This is a genomic window from Lachnoanaerobaculum sp. ICM7 (genome assembly GCF_000287675.1).
Taxonomy (GTDB): Bacteria; Bacillota; Clostridia; order Lachnospirales; family Lachnospiraceae; genus Lachnoanaerobaculum.
Genome location: NZ_ALJL01000009.1, coordinates 24473 through 42229, shown reverse-complemented (window position 1 = coordinate 42229; position 17757 = coordinate 24473). Strand labels below are relative to the sequence as shown.

General features: G+C 34.6%; 13 protein-coding genes. All 13 read right to left on the bottom strand.

Features of this window, described 5'->3' with window-relative positions; all coding sequences use genetic code 11:
* Nucleotide 1: 1 nt before the first annotated feature.
* The 13 genes from HMPREF1140_RS01620 to HMPREF1140_RS13470 all read right to left on the bottom strand — a co-directional run bounded on the left by HMPREF1140_RS01620 (nt 2) and on the right by HMPREF1140_RS13470 (nt 17554).
* Nucleotides 2-1840, bottom strand: coding sequence for a phospholipase D family protein (locus HMPREF1140_RS01620; protein ID WP_009662159.1), 1839 nt, complete (start codon nt 1838-1840; stop codon nt 2-4).
* Entirely contained in the window at nt 1834-3033 is a 1200-nt protein-coding gene (locus HMPREF1140_RS01615; RefSeq protein WP_009662173.1) for a DUF6361 family protein, read from the bottom strand. Before HMPREF1140_RS01615 ends, HMPREF1140_RS01620 begins: the two co-directional genes overlap by 7 nt.
* Nucleotides 3014-3901, bottom strand: coding sequence for a hypothetical protein (locus HMPREF1140_RS01610; RefSeq protein ID WP_009662152.1), 888 nt, complete (start codon nt 3899-3901; stop codon nt 3014-3016). The genes HMPREF1140_RS01615 and HMPREF1140_RS01610 overlap by 20 nt, the downstream gene beginning before the upstream one ends.
* Nucleotides 3902-4005: 104 nt before the next feature.
* A complete protein-coding gene (locus HMPREF1140_RS01605; RefSeq protein ID WP_009662182.1) occupies nt 4006-5004 on the bottom strand; it encodes a helix-turn-helix transcriptional regulator in 999 nt (332 codons plus the stop codon).
* The gene (locus HMPREF1140_RS01600; RefSeq protein WP_009662184.1) at nt 5005-6837 is read right to left on the bottom strand and encodes a DUF262 domain-containing protein; all 1833 of its coding nucleotides are present in this window, start codon (nt 6835-6837) and stop codon (nt 5005-5007) included.
* Nucleotides 6838-6915: 78 nt separating this feature from the next.
* Nucleotides 6916-8184 (bottom strand): AAA family ATPase, encoded by a 1269-nt coding sequence (locus HMPREF1140_RS01595; RefSeq protein ID WP_009662165.1) that lies wholly within the window; start codon nt 8182-8184, stop codon nt 6916-6918.
* On the bottom strand, nt 8177-8803 hold the full coding sequence (locus tag HMPREF1140_RS01590) for an alpha/beta hydrolase (RefSeq protein ID WP_009662168.1): 627 nt from the start codon (nt 8801-8803) through the stop codon (nt 8177-8179). Before HMPREF1140_RS01590 ends, HMPREF1140_RS01595 begins: the two co-directional genes overlap by 8 nt.
* Before the next feature lie 195 nt (nt 8804-8998).
* A complete protein-coding gene (recQ, locus tag HMPREF1140_RS01585; protein WP_009662176.1) occupies nt 8999-10849 on the bottom strand; it encodes a DNA helicase RecQ in 1851 nt (616 codons plus the stop codon).
* 7 nt (nt 10850-10856) lie between these two features.
* Nucleotides 10857-14228, bottom strand: coding sequence for a hypothetical protein (locus HMPREF1140_RS01580; RefSeq protein ID WP_009662180.1), 3372 nt, complete (start codon nt 14226-14228; stop codon nt 10857-10859).
* Between the two features lies 1 nt (nt 14229).
* Complete coding sequence (locus tag HMPREF1140_RS01575) at nt 14230-15570, bottom strand: SWIM zinc finger family protein (RefSeq protein WP_009662187.1); 1341 nt, start codon at nt 15568-15570, stop codon at nt 14230-14232.
* Between the two features lie 186 nt (nt 15571-15756).
* A complete protein-coding gene (locus HMPREF1140_RS01570) occupies nt 15757-16809 on the bottom strand; it encodes a HigA family addiction module antitoxin (RefSeq protein ID WP_009662200.1) in 1053 nt (350 codons plus the stop codon).
* A gap of 32 nt (nt 16810-16841) precedes the next feature.
* Nucleotides 16842-17138 (bottom strand): type II toxin-antitoxin system RelE/ParE family toxin, encoded by a 297-nt coding sequence (locus HMPREF1140_RS01565; RefSeq protein ID WP_009662202.1) that lies wholly within the window; start codon nt 17136-17138, stop codon nt 16842-16844.
* A gap of 236 nt (nt 17139-17374) precedes the next feature.
* On the bottom strand, nt 17375-17554 hold the full coding sequence (locus HMPREF1140_RS13470) for a hypothetical protein (RefSeq protein WP_035619699.1): 180 nt from the start codon (nt 17552-17554) through the stop codon (nt 17375-17377).
* Nucleotides 17555-17757: the final 203 nt, after the last annotated feature.

Genomic DNA, 17757 nt, shown 5'->3' with positions numbered 1-17757 from the left:
ACTATTGCACCACTTTTCTAAATGTATCATATAGATTTCTAAACGCTTCCGGAACTATATCATCAACTGACAACACCTGAATAAGCTTTTCTATCTCTACAAAACGCTCAGGTGCAGTCGCTGCAGTCTTTAACATCTTCTCATAAAGAACAGGCATATTCTCTGCAAAACTATTTGCCCCGGCTACATTATTTTGACCACTTAACACATCACTTTCAATAGCACTTATTATATAGTCATCTCCCAGAAGTAATCCCAAATATCTATAAAAGTTTTGCTCATTATCCCCTATAATTGATGAAATGATCTTTCCATCTCTTTCCCTTGGTATTCCTTCGGTATCTATCTTTATTACTCTATTTACCGTATTTCCACAATTATCGCTGATGGACAATACATAAAATTCTGATAAAAAGCTCATTGCCATTTTTTCAAATAACATTATTTCAGAAAAATCAACTGCCTTAGACTTTACAAGTATAGGACTTAATTTTATATTAGCATCCAACTTTTCATAATTTTCTACAACCGCCTTAATATCATAATAATCGCCATTTTCAATCACTATTGCATGAATTTTATAGCGATTTATTTGCTTTATTAAAATGTCAATTCCGTCTGAATTTTCTTCTTCTTCTGCCTCTCCATCTGAAAGAAAAACCTCTTTAAACGGGTTATTTGGGCCATCTTCATCTCCGCTAAATATATCTTTCTTTAATTTTTCTAAATTAATATACCTGTTTTTTGATTTTAGCAAAATCATAAATTCTATATTCCCATAAACCGCATTATGTGAAGCATTCAAAGAACCCAAATAAACTTCCGTATCTGCATTCTTTCGTAGCATATATATTTTTGCATGAATATCATGTTTACAGTAATCGCTTTCACCATCCGATATAGACATCTCACCGTCCACAATCTCATCTTTTAGAGTAAAAATTCTAAAATTATCACAGTCCTCAACTCTTAATTTATCAAGTGAAACTTCTCTTGTAATAAGCATATACTCGGTGTTTTCAACCCATCTGCTTCTATCATTGAATTGTTTTATAATATCCTTACTTATAAAAGGCGATACTACAAGTAACTCATGAAAAGATTTTTCATCTACATCATCTTTTTTCTTTATCAAAGAAGTGTCAAGCATTGAATATATACCACCTTGTGAACATGGTACGCCACTTGGAATAAATTCAAAATCATAGAATTCCTTCATATCTGTTTCAAAATTTACATATGCAAGTTCTCTAATAAATTGCCTTATTTTCTTTGCCTTATCATTTGCAATCTCTGATTTTGGAAGTTGTTTGTTTAGATATTTTAAGAAGTCTGCTATTGGAATATTCTTATCATTTTCTTCATCTATCGTACCATCCATATAAAAAGATATATCCCAACTTCTGTCAAATGTAAGATTTCGGCTCAATACTACAACTCTATATAAAACGTCATCCTCATCATTTATATATCTTAGCAACCAAAACTTTGGATGAAATGACGGATATTTAATGCCATTTGTTTCCTTTGTCACCACCTGAAAAACCATTTTTTCAAGCAAAGTGTATAGTGGCGTCACCTTCCCCGGCAAATAGATCTGTCCGGCCTCACAAAACAGAGCTACTTTATCTCCGGTCCTTCTAATTGCTTCCAAAAGGCATATTGGATCATTCATTATATCACTTTCAGTATCTTCCAAAAGCCCAAGAGAAATACATATTCCGACCAGTGCATCCAAGTCAAGAGAATACGTAGTGCCCACAGCAAAATCCAGTCTATAACACTCCGGTGGCAATAGAATATTTCCATAATCAAGTCTGTCATCACTTGGATTTAACATTCTCCTATCCCCTCACGTATATCTTTTATTATTTTTATTGCATTATCAAATCTATAATATAGCTTACCTCCCCCAAACCATTCTGTACTGTCGAATTCTCCGGGATGTGCACATCTTGCCCTTCCACTGCCCTTTAAAAATATTTCTCTTCTACTAATGATTTTCTTTAGTTCTGAGATATTATCTTCAAGCACCGCTCTCTTTGAGTCCCGTAAGAACTTACACATCATTGGATTTCTATATGCAGATGTACGGTTAAAAATCTCCTCTAAATCAATATTTGCAATATCTTTAATATCACTATATAAATCATCAAAAATCTCATTAGCTTCTTCATTATTTCCATCAGAAAGAACTATATTATAAACAACACGAAGCAAATAATTAAACTCTGAAAAGTCTTTAGCCAAACTATAATCTTTTTGCATCTTCTCAGGGAATAATTTAATTATATTACCAAGCTCTGTGAAGTTTTTACAATCCATTATTTGGTGTAAATTATTTTTTAGAACATAAGCAAACATACTTTCCTCACATGAGTTTATGATTCTCTCCTTTAAAAACTCTGCCTCATTCTTTGTCAGTTCTATCTGCAGATTATCAAACCATTCGTCATTATAAGTCGGTATATCCCAAAAATGTATACTGCGAATATCTCCGGCGTCCCCATCATCAGCTTCATTTTCCTCTGCCTTATCATTGTTATTTCCAAGCTTTATAAAATTATTCTTTTTAGCATTTATAGAACATATAGCTCTCGCATATTCAGGTAGTGACAGCCCACTTCTAAATATATTATACTGACGCAGTCCTGACCAATATATATCCGCCGGTGTTCGCTTAACCCATTTCCCATTTGCAAGTGATCGCCTACCCATTATTCCGGTATTATCTATATTGTTCTCTATAAATACCTTTGCACAATCTTCTTCTATCTCATCAAAATATTTAAGAAATTTATTTACATTTGTCTCCCCACTTCTTTCCAAATCTCTTAAAGCATAGGGTACTATAAAGAAATATTTTGCTCTTGTCTGAACCGTTGACGTTCCGGGGAAAAACAAATCAGAGAACCCATCTCTGATAGTCGCAATTCCAAGTTCATCAAGAGTGGCGTTCTCTGAGAGTAATTCCAATACTTTGAGCACTTTATTTCTTTCATTCTTTGAAAAATCAATCCATCCGATTGGCATATCTCACCTTTCCTGCTTCAAGCTCTGCAAATAGATTCCAAACTCTTTTTATACTGTTTCTTTTTTCCCTATTTTCGGCTTGACGATAATACTTTTTTTGTTGCTTTGTTACTTTCGGTAATTTCTTATAACTGACCTGCATTAACTTTTTTGCTTCATCATGTCTTAATATATACTCGAGATGATTGTATGGTGATTGATTCTTTACCACATCCCTCTGTACATGGTAATGCGCAGTCTTTGCTTCTTCCATAGTGAGAGGCTTTCCGTCAAATGGACAATGCAATAACTTATACCTGTCAAAGTATTGTACATATGATATTTTCCAAGCCGCCATATCGGTAAGAATATAAAGATTGGTATCATCAAACTCTATTTGCACTCCCCTTTTCTTAGCTAAGTACTCTATTCCTATTGCATACTTCCTATACTTACAAGGATAAAAGGCTACCCTTTCTTCCTTTGCAATATATCTCATAGCAGTTTTCAGATTCTTACTTTTTCCAACTTGGTCCACTCTGATTAATAAATCTTTTTGAAATTCTTCATTCCACTCTTCAAGATAAAGTCTTATTTCCTGACTCGATTCACTTAGACCTATACGCCAATTGTACCAATCGGTATGTACTTCTATATAATCATCCTTAAGTTCTGTCCAAATAGGTAAATCTCTAAATACGTCCTTTAAATTTTCTCTATACTCATTATATAAAAACTTGATATTACAGCAGCACTTACATGGCTTTAAATATTTGATTCTACCGTCATCCATGTCAAAGCTTATCAATGACTTTTCTTCGATTCGATCTATAAATCTGCATCCCTGTCTGTGATAAATCTTTGATTTACTACTCATCTGTGCTATCATCTTATTCCTCCAATCTACAAAGTACTTCTTTGTTATGATTGAAAGTTTATCAGAGCATCTGTCCGTTAAAAATGACAGCTACTCCTTTCACCAAACTAAAGTTATCAATCCGAGTATTTCTTTGACATATCGGCAATGCTTTCTTTAATTTGATTCCTTAGACTTTCCGGTTCCAAAATCTCTACATAAGGTCCATATTGCAATGCCCAAAATTTCATTGCTTTTTCATTGCAGTTTACTCTTACTATAATCCGTTCTTCATCTTTTTTAATAATACTAAAGTCCGTCCCAAACCAATCTACCAACTCAGACATCATATCTTTGGTTGTCAGGAGCTTAATGGCAGTGCTTTTTCCGCTAAACATATAAATATGTTCAGCCATATGCTTTGGAAGATTTATCCCGGATTTAAGCTCAGGCACATCTTTCATCGGCTTAACTCTATCTTCAAGTTCACATACCTCAGTCATTTTGTCTATACGAAAATGTACTACATTATCATACTTGTCATAATTTCCTATCAGATAAAATTTCCCGTTATTTGCAACTATTCTGTACGGATTTACAATATAACGCTCTTCTCTCCTTGGATGAAGCTTAAAATCGGTTCCTATATCATTATATATAAAACTGATCTTATGTCCCTCTGAGATAGCATCATTTATCTTATCTATAGAGTAGATGTTTTGTCGGTTTATGTTCTTGTTAAGCTCAGGTATATTGCATATATTTGATACTTTTGCATTAAAGTATTTGCTTGAAAGCCCTCTTATCTTTTTAATAAGTTCCTTAGCCTGATTTGAAGAAAATGCTTTTGAAAATAAAATACTGTCAATAAGTATCTTAAGTTCTGCATCATCAAATTCTCTAAAAACCATTCTATATCCGTCTTCCATTGATATTTCAAATCCATGGCTCTCTCCGAATTCTTTCAACAGCAAGACATTATTCTTTACAGAGCGTCTGTCACATACCGTTCCGTAATCTTTTTCCAAAAGCTTTATAATCTCTTGTTGTGTCAAAGAATGATCTTCATCGGTATAATTGCGAAGTATCTCAAGTATAAACATATTCAACATCTTTTTATTACCTATACCGTACAACTAAGCTTTCCTCCCGGATGCAAAATCCAATTCTTCCTCCATAAATCGCTCTATTTTATCAATTTCTTCTATTGCTCTCTCTTCTACACGTTCTATATCCCACTTATCTTTGCACTTCCGTATAACTAATTCTACTGCTGCATATTTTGATTTCTTATACTCTTCGTTCTTATCTATTACAGGCTCGTCTTTGATACTTCTATTGATACTACGCTCAAGTACAGTCAAGTTACCTATTCCGTTAAACTTATCCACATTGTCCTTATCATCTTTAAAATTATTTCTTGCCTCAATATGTTCTATATCATATGGATCCTTGATCATTTCATAGTTAAAAAACTTCTCATAAATATCACTTTCTTTTACCCCTTTATTCACCTCATCAATAAGTGCAGTCAGTGTACAAACAAGGTGAACCCTACTCCCATTGTCAAATAATCCGGATTCTATAATTCCATAAAATTTTTTCCAGGTTTCGTGTTCTTTATTTGGTACCTGTGGCAATAACTGTCCACTAATTGGTAACGGTGGCAATAAATTTTCCACAATATTTTTTATAATCTCCTCAGTGTTGCATTCCTTAAACCACTTAAAGCATTCAACACAAACCTTATTTTGAACATAATTTATCACTCTGTCATTAATAACGGTATAGATTAAAAAGAATCTAAACATATGCATATTTACTTTCAGTGAATCTATATAGTAATCGCTCCAGTCATCCCTTCCTTTAGCCCTAAAGTATGCAACCACAAAAGGTATGGTCCAATACCTTTTGTATCTGGTTTTTTCTACCAAATAAATTGAAAAGATTTCTTTTGCTATTTCAGGATGTTCGCCATTGTACCTTACATTTTCAATCCAGCGCCAATAATCTATAAATCCATCTACTATATGCTTGAATGTGTCAAACTCCAACACGCTTAGGTCACTTTGTTCTGTAAGTCTTATCCCTTTAAAAAGTTCATCAAAGAACTTTTGATTGCTTTTGGATACTTCAGAAAATCCCCAGCCAAATTCAGCACAAATTATATGTTTATAGATATCTAAAACCCAGCCCATATCAAATTTTGTCTGATCTGTTCTTCCGTCTTTTCCAAGTTTCTCATTGCTGTCATCTATCGATTGATAACAGGAATTTATTTCTTTTAACCAGTCTTTTGTATTATCGATTCCTCTAAGATAATTATAGTATCTTACTTTAAAAATATCTGTTGCATTTAAGTCAAGTCCGGTAGTGTTTATAGTATTAAAAACCGAAACCACTTCAGATAAATCCATTTCTTCAGTAGTCAGTTGTACAAAGTATACATTATCCAAAACAAAGTTTTTCAATTCCGTATAGAATTCATTTTTATCTTTAAACTCCTTTTCAAAATGCTCAACTTCTTTCTTTAGCAGTTTCCTGTTTTCATAATATTTTAAAGAAGTATTTTTAATATTATCATCCTTTAACACTTCTTTAAGCTTCTCCGATTTTATAACCTTACTGCAATCTATATACTCTTTAGGATGTATTTCATTTCTTTGAAGCAAGTCCAAAAACAGCAGAAATGTTGTAAGTCTTTGTTGACCGTCAACAATATCAAGTGTATTGTCATCTTTATTATGATCAAGCTGTATTGTACCGAAAAACACAGGTTTTACATTTGCTTTGCACTTTTCTTCATTGACTTCTTTAAATGCATCAAATATAGATGTCAAAAAATCTTTTATATTTTTCTCTTCCCATGAATATGGACGCTGGTAAATAGGTATGCTATATCTTTCCCCTTCATTTACCTTTATTAGCTCTCTAAGTCCCAGCACTTTAGAATCAATCGGAAATCCCATAAATCCTCCTCATAATAACTTATTCAATTAAGTTTATAATGTATAATTACTTTTATTCTACATCATTACAACCTTTTTTCAAGCTCTAATCACTACATTGTCTCGTATACTCTTAATTTGCTTTTTAGTAAGTGTTTTCTCTTTCAAAAGTTCTTGAACCATGGCATCAAAAAATCCTCTGTTTTCAACAATAATCTGCTTTGACTTTCTATAATATCTATCCATCTCTTTGTCAACTTTTCTGTCCTTACTTTCCAATAAATATTGGGATGACTTACCTCTTTCAAAAGCATCAAATCCATATGCACAGTAATTGTCAACAAATGTTGTAGCCAAGCCAAATGCTTTATGCAAATCTTCCTCACAGCCAAGATCAAATGTTCCATAAATTATTTCAGTCGCAGCCTTACCTCCTAGGCTTCTGATGACTTCATTCTCTTGTGCAACTACATTAAAATTATAATCCTCAGGTTTTCTTACAGAGGTTATCCCACCTGAATTATTTGAGTAACCGCAGATCGAAATAAGATTTACAGATCCCGGCTCCAATATTTCAGAAATAACAGCATGTCCTGACTCATGTATGGCAACCTTTTTTAAAATATTACTGTCAATATATTCTACCGACTCAGGTGCATCAAATATCAAACGCATACACGCTTTTATAATATCTCTTTGCTCAATCTTTGTTCTTTTGTCAAATACCGCATAAATTCCGGCTTCATTTATTACCATTTCCAATTCTGCACATGAGTGTCCTTCCATAAAGCTTGATATATCATCTATATCTATATCTCCAAGCACTTGTTTTTTACTTAAAAAATACTCTATTATCTTCTTGGCATCATCTCCAACGGGGCATGTCATCTGAATAACCTTATCAAAACGTCCTGCTCTCATAAGTGAATTCGGTAAGCAATATATATTGTTTGCTGTAGCCAAAACAAAGACATTTGAATCCTTGCAATCATCTATACAGGACTGTACAACTACATATTCCTCAGCATCTTTGTGATACTCATCCTCATTTGCAAACTTATCAATATCATCAAGAAATACTATGGCAAATTCTTCTTCTTTTGCTTTATCAAATATATCTCTGATATTATTAATAAACTCTCTACTGTGTTTATCCTTCCTTATTGTAAATGATTTTATTTTGCTTTCTTTTATAAAGCTCTTAGCTAACATAGTCTTTCCTATACCCGGCTCACCATGCAAAAGCATTCCCCTCGGTATTTCTACACCAAGCCTCTTATAATCTTTAAAGTTTTTTAGTACATCACAAAAACGTATCAGTTCCGCCTTAATATCGGCATATCCTATAATTTTATCAAATTCACTCATTTTCTTCTCCCTCTAATATAACCTGATTTTTTCTATTACCTTTATTTTCCGCCTTCAACCCGTCAAAAAAATAATTTAATTCGGATATCAAAGACTCTTTTGAAAAATCATGTCCTTCACCTTTAATTATTTTATATTTACAGGCAGTATTTTTTATGCTGTCTAAGATTTCAATATAGCGACATGACGGATCGTCTTCACCATACAAAAAATACATATTATTTCCTCTAAACTTTTTAGCACCTTCTTTTATTTTATGAAAATTGATCATCAATGGAGCATTTATTAAAACAGCATTCTTTATTTTTTCAATTTTACTGCACTGAGCTGCACCTATCGAAGCTCCGTTTGAAATTCCCACGAAATATATTTCTTTATAATCTCCTACATACTTATCTACACTTTTTATTTCTTCCTCCAAATCACATACCGAATCTTTAGGATTGGCGGAAACCACAAATGTATAACCATATTTTTTAAATAAAAAATCGCATATATTCAAATATTTATTTTTAAAACCTTCTATAGTTCCTCCTCTACCGGTTTTAATAAAAACAATATTTTTTTCACCATTTATAATTCCAAACTGTTTTCCGATTACTATGTCATATTTCTTCACCAATTATCCTCCCTCTTTATTCATGACTGAAATCCCTTCATCCAATTTATTTTACATATTTAAAATAGCATAAATAATGTACAATATTTTGCACATTGAAATTATGTTGCAATGCGATATTCTTTGTTAATACCTACACACAAAAAAGGCTCCCTCCGATCAATCGGAAGGAACCTTTATCCTTTTATTTATTATTTACTTCACATATTCCTTTATTACAGCAATAAATCTCTCACCGTATTTGCCGTATTTATTTTCTCCAACACCGGAAACATTTAGCATATCGGATTTTGTAGTAGGCATCTTTGCACACATATCTATCAAGGTCTTATCATTAAAAACAATATATGGAGGTATCTTTTCAGCTCTTGCAATTTCAAGTCTAAGCTCTTTTAACTTATCAAAGAGCTTGAAGCCTGCAGACGTTAGTGAATCCATGCCTTTTTTATTCTTCTTAGGTTTTTCCTTTCTCTTGGCCATCTTATCTTCATCCGTAATCTTGACCAACACTTTAGTCTCAGTATTTTTAAGTCTACTTATATCTCCAAGTTTTAAAACCTGATATTCACCCGTAGCAATATATCCTTCAAGTAAAAGCTCTTCTATAAGTCGTCTTAGCAGATTTTTATTTGATGATTCCAAAACTCCATAGGATTTATATTCAGTTGCTCCTATCTCAGTAAGCCTTGCAGTCTTTGCTCCAAGCACTGTATCCATTATTATATTCTTACCATATCTGCCACGAGACTCATATATACAATTTATTATCTTTTTAGCCTCATCTGTCATATCCAGAGTTTCAAATTGGCGTAGACAATTACCGCAATCATCACATGGCTTTTTGGGATCTTCACCAAAGTATTTTAAAATATAATTGCGCAGACATTCCGTAGTATAGCAGTATCCCTCCATTATCTGAAGTCTTTTAATATCCCTCTCTCTGATTGTCATTGCATCTATCGGATCAATATCACTAAAATCCTTATGTTCCAGTAAAAATCTGTTAATTATAATATCCTGAGGTGAAAAAAGTAATATACATTCAGAATTCAAACCGTCTCTACCGGCTCTTCCCGCTTCCTGATAATAGTTTTCCATACTTGAGGGCATATTGTAGTGAATGACAAATCTGACATTTGATTTATCAATTCCCATTCCGAAAGCGTTTGTTGCTATTACGATACTTGTATAGTCAAATACAAAATCATTCTGCATTTGCTTTCTCTCTTCATTACTCATTCCTGCATGATATTTGCCAACCGAAATATGTTGCTTTCTTAAAAGAGTATACAGGCTGTCAACATTTTTTCTTGTGGCACAGTATATAATACCGCTTTCACCTCTATGTCTTTCTATAAAATCAAGTATAAACCGTTCCTTATTCTGTGGCTTATCTACCTGAAAGAATAAATTTTCTCTGTCAAAGCCTGTTACAAGAAAATATGGATTATTAAGTCCCAATGAGCAAATAATATCTTCTCTAACATTCTGAGTGGCAGTTGCTGTAAAAGCACTTATAATCGGGCGTTTGTCCAATATATTTATGAACTCTGCTATATCCATATAACTTGGCCTGAAATCTTGCCCCCACTGTGAGATACAATGCGCCTCATCTACAGTTACCATTGAAATTTCAACACTTTTGGCAAAACTAATAAAGCCTTCACTCATAAGTCTCTCAGGTGCCACATATATAATCTTATAATGACCTTTGTATGCATTTTTGAAGGTATCGTTCAACTCCTTTTCAGATAATGAGCTGTTTATAAATGCGGCATTTACACCGGCTTCATTTAAGGCCTTTACCTGATCCTGCATAAGAGAGATAAGCGGTGATATAACCAATGTGATGCCTGAAAACAGCATAGCCGGAACCTGGTAGCACAGTGACTTTCCCGCACCTGTAGGCATTACCGCAAGAATATCCCTGCCATCCAAAATAGCATTTATAACAGCTTCCTGACCCGGCCTAAATGAATCATAGCCAAATACTGCCTTCAATGCTTCTTTTGGGGTTTTATATATTCCACTATCAGATATTATCATTTCTTACTCATCCTAACTCCAGTATTTTTACCAAACTCTTTGCCTTATTAACTGCAGCAGACTTTGCAGTACTGTTTGCAATTTCTAAAAGTCCCTGCCATTTGGTATCTTCTCCTGAAATATATCCTCTATTTACCGCTTCTCTTAGATAATCGGCATAGTAAATACAGATATCCAAAACTCTGTTTACCCATACCGGTGGCTTTTTATTCTCTGCAGTCATCCTTCCGGCATACTTTATACACTCTATAAGCATCACATAGCATATACTTAAAAGCTTATTTTCTTTCTCAACTATTCTTACCAGTTTTGCAGGGCTTATCTCCTCATGTAATAAAAGTTCTCTCATGATTTCTCTTAAATTCTCTACGGATAAATCTCCCGAGTCCACCAGTTGTCTGAAAAGACTTTTTGCTCCATAAATGCTCTCTCCGTCCTGTGCCAGAGTACTCACTGCAATAGTCAAAAATATCTTTGAGTAAGGTGTTGAGTCACCCTCAAGAGGTCCTTCTTTTTCACCTCTCCAGTTTCTATATTTACTTACTACAACCTTTTTCTTTTCAGGGTCATAATGAAGCCATACGCTCTTTTCTTTCTCATCTATGATTTTTCCGTCGTTGTCGACCACAGCTCCCGACATTTGAGCCTCTTTTTGAATTCCGTAAAACCATCCGTAAATATATACTTGAAACAGCCTGTCTGAGATATCCGGTAATTGTAAATTAAAGCTAAAAGCTTTATCACCTTTTCTTACTTCAAATACATTTATATCAAATTTCACATTATCATTGATTAGATTTTTTGCCTCAGGTAATACTACCCATACTTCATCAAAATCATTTGGTGTATTTTGATTCTGTACTTTATCATGTTTTTCTTCTTTTATATCCATTCCAATGGAATTTAGCTTATTCACTATTTCCTTGGCGTATTCTACAGCCTTTGAAGATCCGGATTTTTTGGCGAGACTTTTTACAGCATTTATTTCCAATGCAGTTTGTGGTGCAAGCTTATTTTCTACCGCAAAAATAACTTCATCAATATAATCTCTTATAAACTTTACCATCTCCGCAGTACCTGAGAGTATTCTTGGCGACGTTAACGATACTTCCACAATATCACATGCGGCTTTCCAAACAAGACTTAGCATACCGTCTTTAGCCATATTGTCCATTGCAAAAGCCAGACTTGCCAAGTTTGACGGTGTACCGCCGCTCCAATCCAGGTATGAAACATCTGCAATCCCCGGTAACAGAAGTCCTCTTTCCCATGCTTCATGAGTTGCCGCAATAACATCCGCAGCTCTCTCATCACTTAAGTTACTCCACGCTGCAATCCAGTTCATCATTGCACCTTTTGTAAGAGGCTTTCTCCTTTTTGCTATCTGCCTTAAATTTATACCCTGACTATGATAGGCTTCACTGTCTCTTCGTATGGCGGTAAGTGAATAATCTCCCCAGGTCGGAAAAATAGAATACATATTTTCATAGCACCATGAAAGTCTAAAAGGAAATGCTTTTAAGCTTTCCGGTACATCAATGTCCACTCTCCAATATGTATTTTTTTCAAATAAAAATTCCGGTTCAACATATGGGTCATCTAAATATTCTTTTATTATTTCCTCAGCAAAAATATCTTCTCCACTTTCATCCTTTAAAAAATCTCCCAAAGGAAGTAAAATTTTTAATTTTAGACCTTCTGTTTTTTCCAAAAATCTTTTTTTATCTTCTTTTGTAATACGTTCAATATCCAGCCTGGTAATTGCAAACTGTAAATCCGGTTCAGCGACATATAAAAAATTCTCATTCTTATACCTGATAAGTCTATCTGTCAAATCAGGTAAAGATATGCTTAGGTCCTCATAGCTTGGTGTACTTAATATACATGGCCATTTATCTATTGACTCAAATAATACTACCCTTCTTGTATAAACTAATCCGCTATACCTAATTTTTAAGACTTCCTTCTCGCCGTTCCATTCATTCGTCTTACTGTCCGGACATACATTATTCTCGATATTTTTTGCCCATCTTCCAAGTGCCCATATACCGCTTGAATCATTTATTGTAATTCCTGACAGACTTATTTTTGCTTCATCAGGATTTTTATGTGCAATATTATTTGCCATTGCAATAAATCTCTCGAAAGCCACATCGTCAATATATTCTTTTCTGTCAGAAATCTCTGTCAACAGATCTGTAAGATTTTCCGGCGAAGTTTCTCCTATTTCAAACCTTGGCACCTCCCAAAGTTTTGGTGTTTCTCTCCAAAGCCCTTGCACCTCTTCTTTTACATCTTCCTGTACTATCTCCAGTCCCCAAGCCTTTTCAATGCTTTCTGCAAGCTTTGCTATACTTTTATCCTCATCCTGCTTATAAAATGTAAGCCAATCCTCATACTCTTTTACCGACTTAGGCTTTTCCCTTTTTAAAACAGACTTTAAAATCAATTTTTTTATTTTTTTCACCTTGGCAGAACTGCATGAAATAAGTATTGTATATAACCAGTCTTCAGTAACACTCTCTATAAGTACAGGTGCAAATCGCTCAAGTATTGCCGTTTCTCCAAGACCAAGCAGTGGAATAATTGTTTCTACTCTTGATTTTATCTCTTCATCTGTAATTCCGATTTGTTCCAATACATTTACATATTCTTTTCTGTCTCCCGGCCTTTGTGCAATGCTAAGTCCGTAAAATACCTGCTCCATAGCAGTATCTTTCGCAATAAGATTATTTTGTACACCCCATATAAGTATATCAGAGAAAGGTCCGGTTGCAGGCACATTCAAGGCAACACCTGCTTCTATATGCTCATTAAATCTTCTTAAAATTTCCGATTTTTCAATTACAAATCTCTCATCAAAATTGTAGTCTTTTCTTTTTGATGTCAGAAGAATTGCCGCCGCAGCTGCCCAGTCCTTCATATACTCCACAGACTCCGGAATTTCAAGATTCATTTCATGCACAAGTTTTAATGCCAACATTCCAAGCACTGACAGGGAATGCTCCCATATTCTCCTGTTTGATGCACAGGCGGCTTGTATAAAGTTCATTGCAAAAGTCTCACCTCTCTCCTCAATAGCCTTTAGAGCGACTTCGCTACTTCTTCTAAGAATATTTGCAGCTCGCTTGGCATCCACTCCCACTCTTATAGCAAAGATTGCAAGCTTTTCAAGATCTACATCCACCACAGAAACAAATCCATATGTGTTACTTGATAATTGTTTTATCTCTGTCCAGTCTCCGGATTTTAATCCTTCTCTTGCCTCTTTTTGCTCTTCCTTGCTTCCTATTCCAAGATTTAAAATATCATCAAAATCTGTCTCTTCATAACCGAGAGAACGATATATTTCTGCCGCTTTTTCAAGTTTGCTTGCCATACTATACTCCTTTTTTCAATTTTACCGCCAAAATATGCTTGCACGGTCCTCTACTGTTTTGATGTTTCAAATACCATGTACAGGTGCATTTTGCATTCTCAAGGTTCTCATCTGTAGGAAAAATAACTCTGTAAGTTGTATCCCCTGATTTTACATGCCATATATTATCATAAATATATTCAGTATCTTCAACCAGCTTCTTTGCACCCTCAAGCCTTGGATTATCCTTTAAAACTCTATCCGGATCATCCGGCAATTCCCTATGGAAAAATGCTCTATCTCTGACATCAAACCCAAGCTTCCCTGAAACGGCAAGCAGCTCCATTGCATCATTCATATCATTTTTTACTATTCCGATTGTTTTTGATATTTTATCAATATCTAGTCTTGATTCAAAGTTTAATATATTATCAATTTTATCCGCACATTCAAGTATTTTAGGAGTTGAAAGCGAATCAAGTAATGCTCCCTCGCCTGAATACCCTTCATAACTTTTCGCTGTCAAACTGAGGGTAATATTTGCTCCTGTCATACATACTTCAATCATCATCTGCCCCGGCTCACCATCATTCGGTGCATAAAAATAAACAGCATTTACATTACTCATTATCCTCTTAAGTGCACTGAGTCTATGCAGTCCGCTAATATATACACTGTTTTTTTCTTCTTTCGGCTTTAACATTACACCTGTCTTTGTAGGTGTCAGCCATCCCGATCTCTCCTTACCTGTAGCCGCCGGCAGCATTGCAATAAATGATTTTGCCTGCATTCCCTCAATGTGGAATTTATATTCCATATTTTGATGTAACATGCTACAGTTACCAAGTGCCCTGACCCATCTGTCAGGCATTTTTACAGGTCTTTGTATATGTATATCTGTCAACACACTACCATCAAAATTCTTACTGTGTAGAGCCTTCCATCCGTCATCTCCTATACGAAACTTTAATCTGTCCCCCTGCTTTACATTAAAAAGAGACTTTCTTAGATTACTTCCTATATCCACATTTGTAGTACCATAAAGTATCTCCCCGTCCAGTGCACTTTGGAATAGATCCATTCTTGCATAAACACCATTGCAGGCTGAAAAGCATTCCGCTCTCAATATATCTCCCTGCGCAGAAAGAATAGGGTCTCTTTGTGCGACCGGTACATATTTAAAATATCTTGTACTGACTATATCTGCAAGTACCAAAAGTCCACCTGAAACTATTGTCGGGTATATAATTTCTCCATTGAAAAATAAAGGGTCATTCTCTACACCGTTTGGGGTAAGTGCAGGTGCTATAGACAATGCCAGATTGCCATTAATAAGGGTTGATTCGTTTTTAAATTCTCTCATTATATCCCCCTGAAATTGTATACTAAAAGGGCAACCCAATATAGGATTGCCCTTTTATTTTAGCATATAATTTAGTTTTTTACTTTATTTTGTGACTCCATAATCATATAGTAATATTAATTCTTCCACCTATGATTAAATCAAATCTCTAATTTTTCCGCCACTTTAAACTTTTTGATAATATACTTAAATAACTATTTCATATTTCTCTTTCAAATTATTTAACATACTATACTTAATAATCCCTTCCAACTGCATTCTTCCGACTATTATTCCCGGAGCGATTCCCTGTGCCTTTGCAAATTGAAGTACTTGGCTTTCTGAATAATCTCCATTTCTTCTAAAATCTTCAAAATCTTTAGAGTCAATCAGTATATCACCTGACCATCTGTCAGCCTCTTTCTCATCATCTTCAGATGTACCATTTGGCTGCCCTACATGTCCAAGAACAATATGTGCAAGTTCGTGAAATAAACTGAACCAAAACTTGTCTGCATCCTTTCCTCTTGCAGTAAGTCCAAGAACAATCTTATTCCCATCTATAAAAGAAGCGCCTTGTAGAAAAGATCCTTCAAGATGTGGCAAAAACACTAATGCAATCCCACAGTCTGCAAGACATTTTTTTATCTTAGGACAGAATTCCTTTGGGTTAAGAACCGTCATATTTCTTATATTATTCAGAACTGAAGTTAACCCTTTGATATTTATAGAAGCGGTCTGAATATTACGTGCCTTAATTCTTGCTTCTTGAGCCCATGCCATTAAAGCCAAATCACTTTTTTCTGTAATTGCCAAACGTCTACATGCAATTCTTGTAATCTGCTCCTTTCCGATAAGAGAAAGTTCAACAACCTCAAAAAATTTCCTAAGATTAACAACCTTTTCATTAGATTCTCCGGCATCCGGAATCCAACCGAATTTTACCATCTCCCCATAAGGAAATTTTTTAACCATTTCCTTATCAGCTTCCATTGTATTTTCTGCTTCTGCCTTAATAATCTTCTCTCTATAGATTGCCTCCAAATTATTCCAAAACTTAGCAGGAACACCTAAAACCATCTCTAATCTGACTGCTGTTTCAGGTGTAAGCTGTACATCTCCGTTAATGAGCTTACTAATATGTTTTTCAGACATATCCATTCTGGCAGCAAACTCTTTCTGGCTCATTCCCCTGTCGTTTAGCTGCTCTTTAATTGTCGCTCCGGGTGGCGTTGCAATGTAACTGCGACTTCTCACCATAGTGCTACCTCCCCGACTTAAAATACTAACCATCAATGATAGTCAACAATTTCCAAAATATTTGCTATTTGAATTTCATTACCAATTTTCTCGAATACCAATCTGTATGGATGGACCAAATCCAATGCATATTGTCCTTTCCTGTTCTGCTTAAGTGCATGACATCTACCGATATGAAACTGTATCATTATCTCAACCGTGTCCACAGCACAGATTTCATCTATACGCTGATGTATTTTATCTGCCATCTCTCGGCCATAGGTTCTCTCTGCTGTTTTGGCATCCGTACAAACCCTTTCAATTTTCTTATTCTTGTAAGTAATATCCAAAGCATTACCTCTCTTACGTATTTACCTTTGAGGTAAATACATATTAGCATGAATATAGCCCTTTGTCAATTTTTAAATTAACCTCTGAGGTATATTTTTCCATTCTCATTTTTCAATTTTCTTTTTTGATAGTAGCTTTTCAACACCGGACTTATAAAATACCTTATTAGTTTAGACAATTGACATTATCTACAAATATTCAAAAACAACGAATTGATACCGTTAGTTTGAAACTGCTAATTTCCAAAGAATAATTCCAACAGCTCCTCCGCTACAACAGCAGATTTTATCCTTATCAAATTATCCCTTTGTTTTTCTCTACCTGTCTTTGTCTTATAAATTGGTGGCTTTTCTTTTATTATTAAAAACTTATTTAATTCTTCCACCCACTGTTTTTCCAAATGCAGTAGTTGCACTAAGCACTCCATGATCATGCTGTAACATTCTGTCCACCGCCATATCCTGAGGAGGATGACTTCCCAGAAGATATTGCTTATTCCGTATCCATTCCAGCAACTGTAAATCATAATTTCACTGTGCTGACTTCATCACCACAAAAGGATGAATACGGTGACTTTAATCTTCCTGATACTGAAGGAGAAAAACTTCAATTGATTTT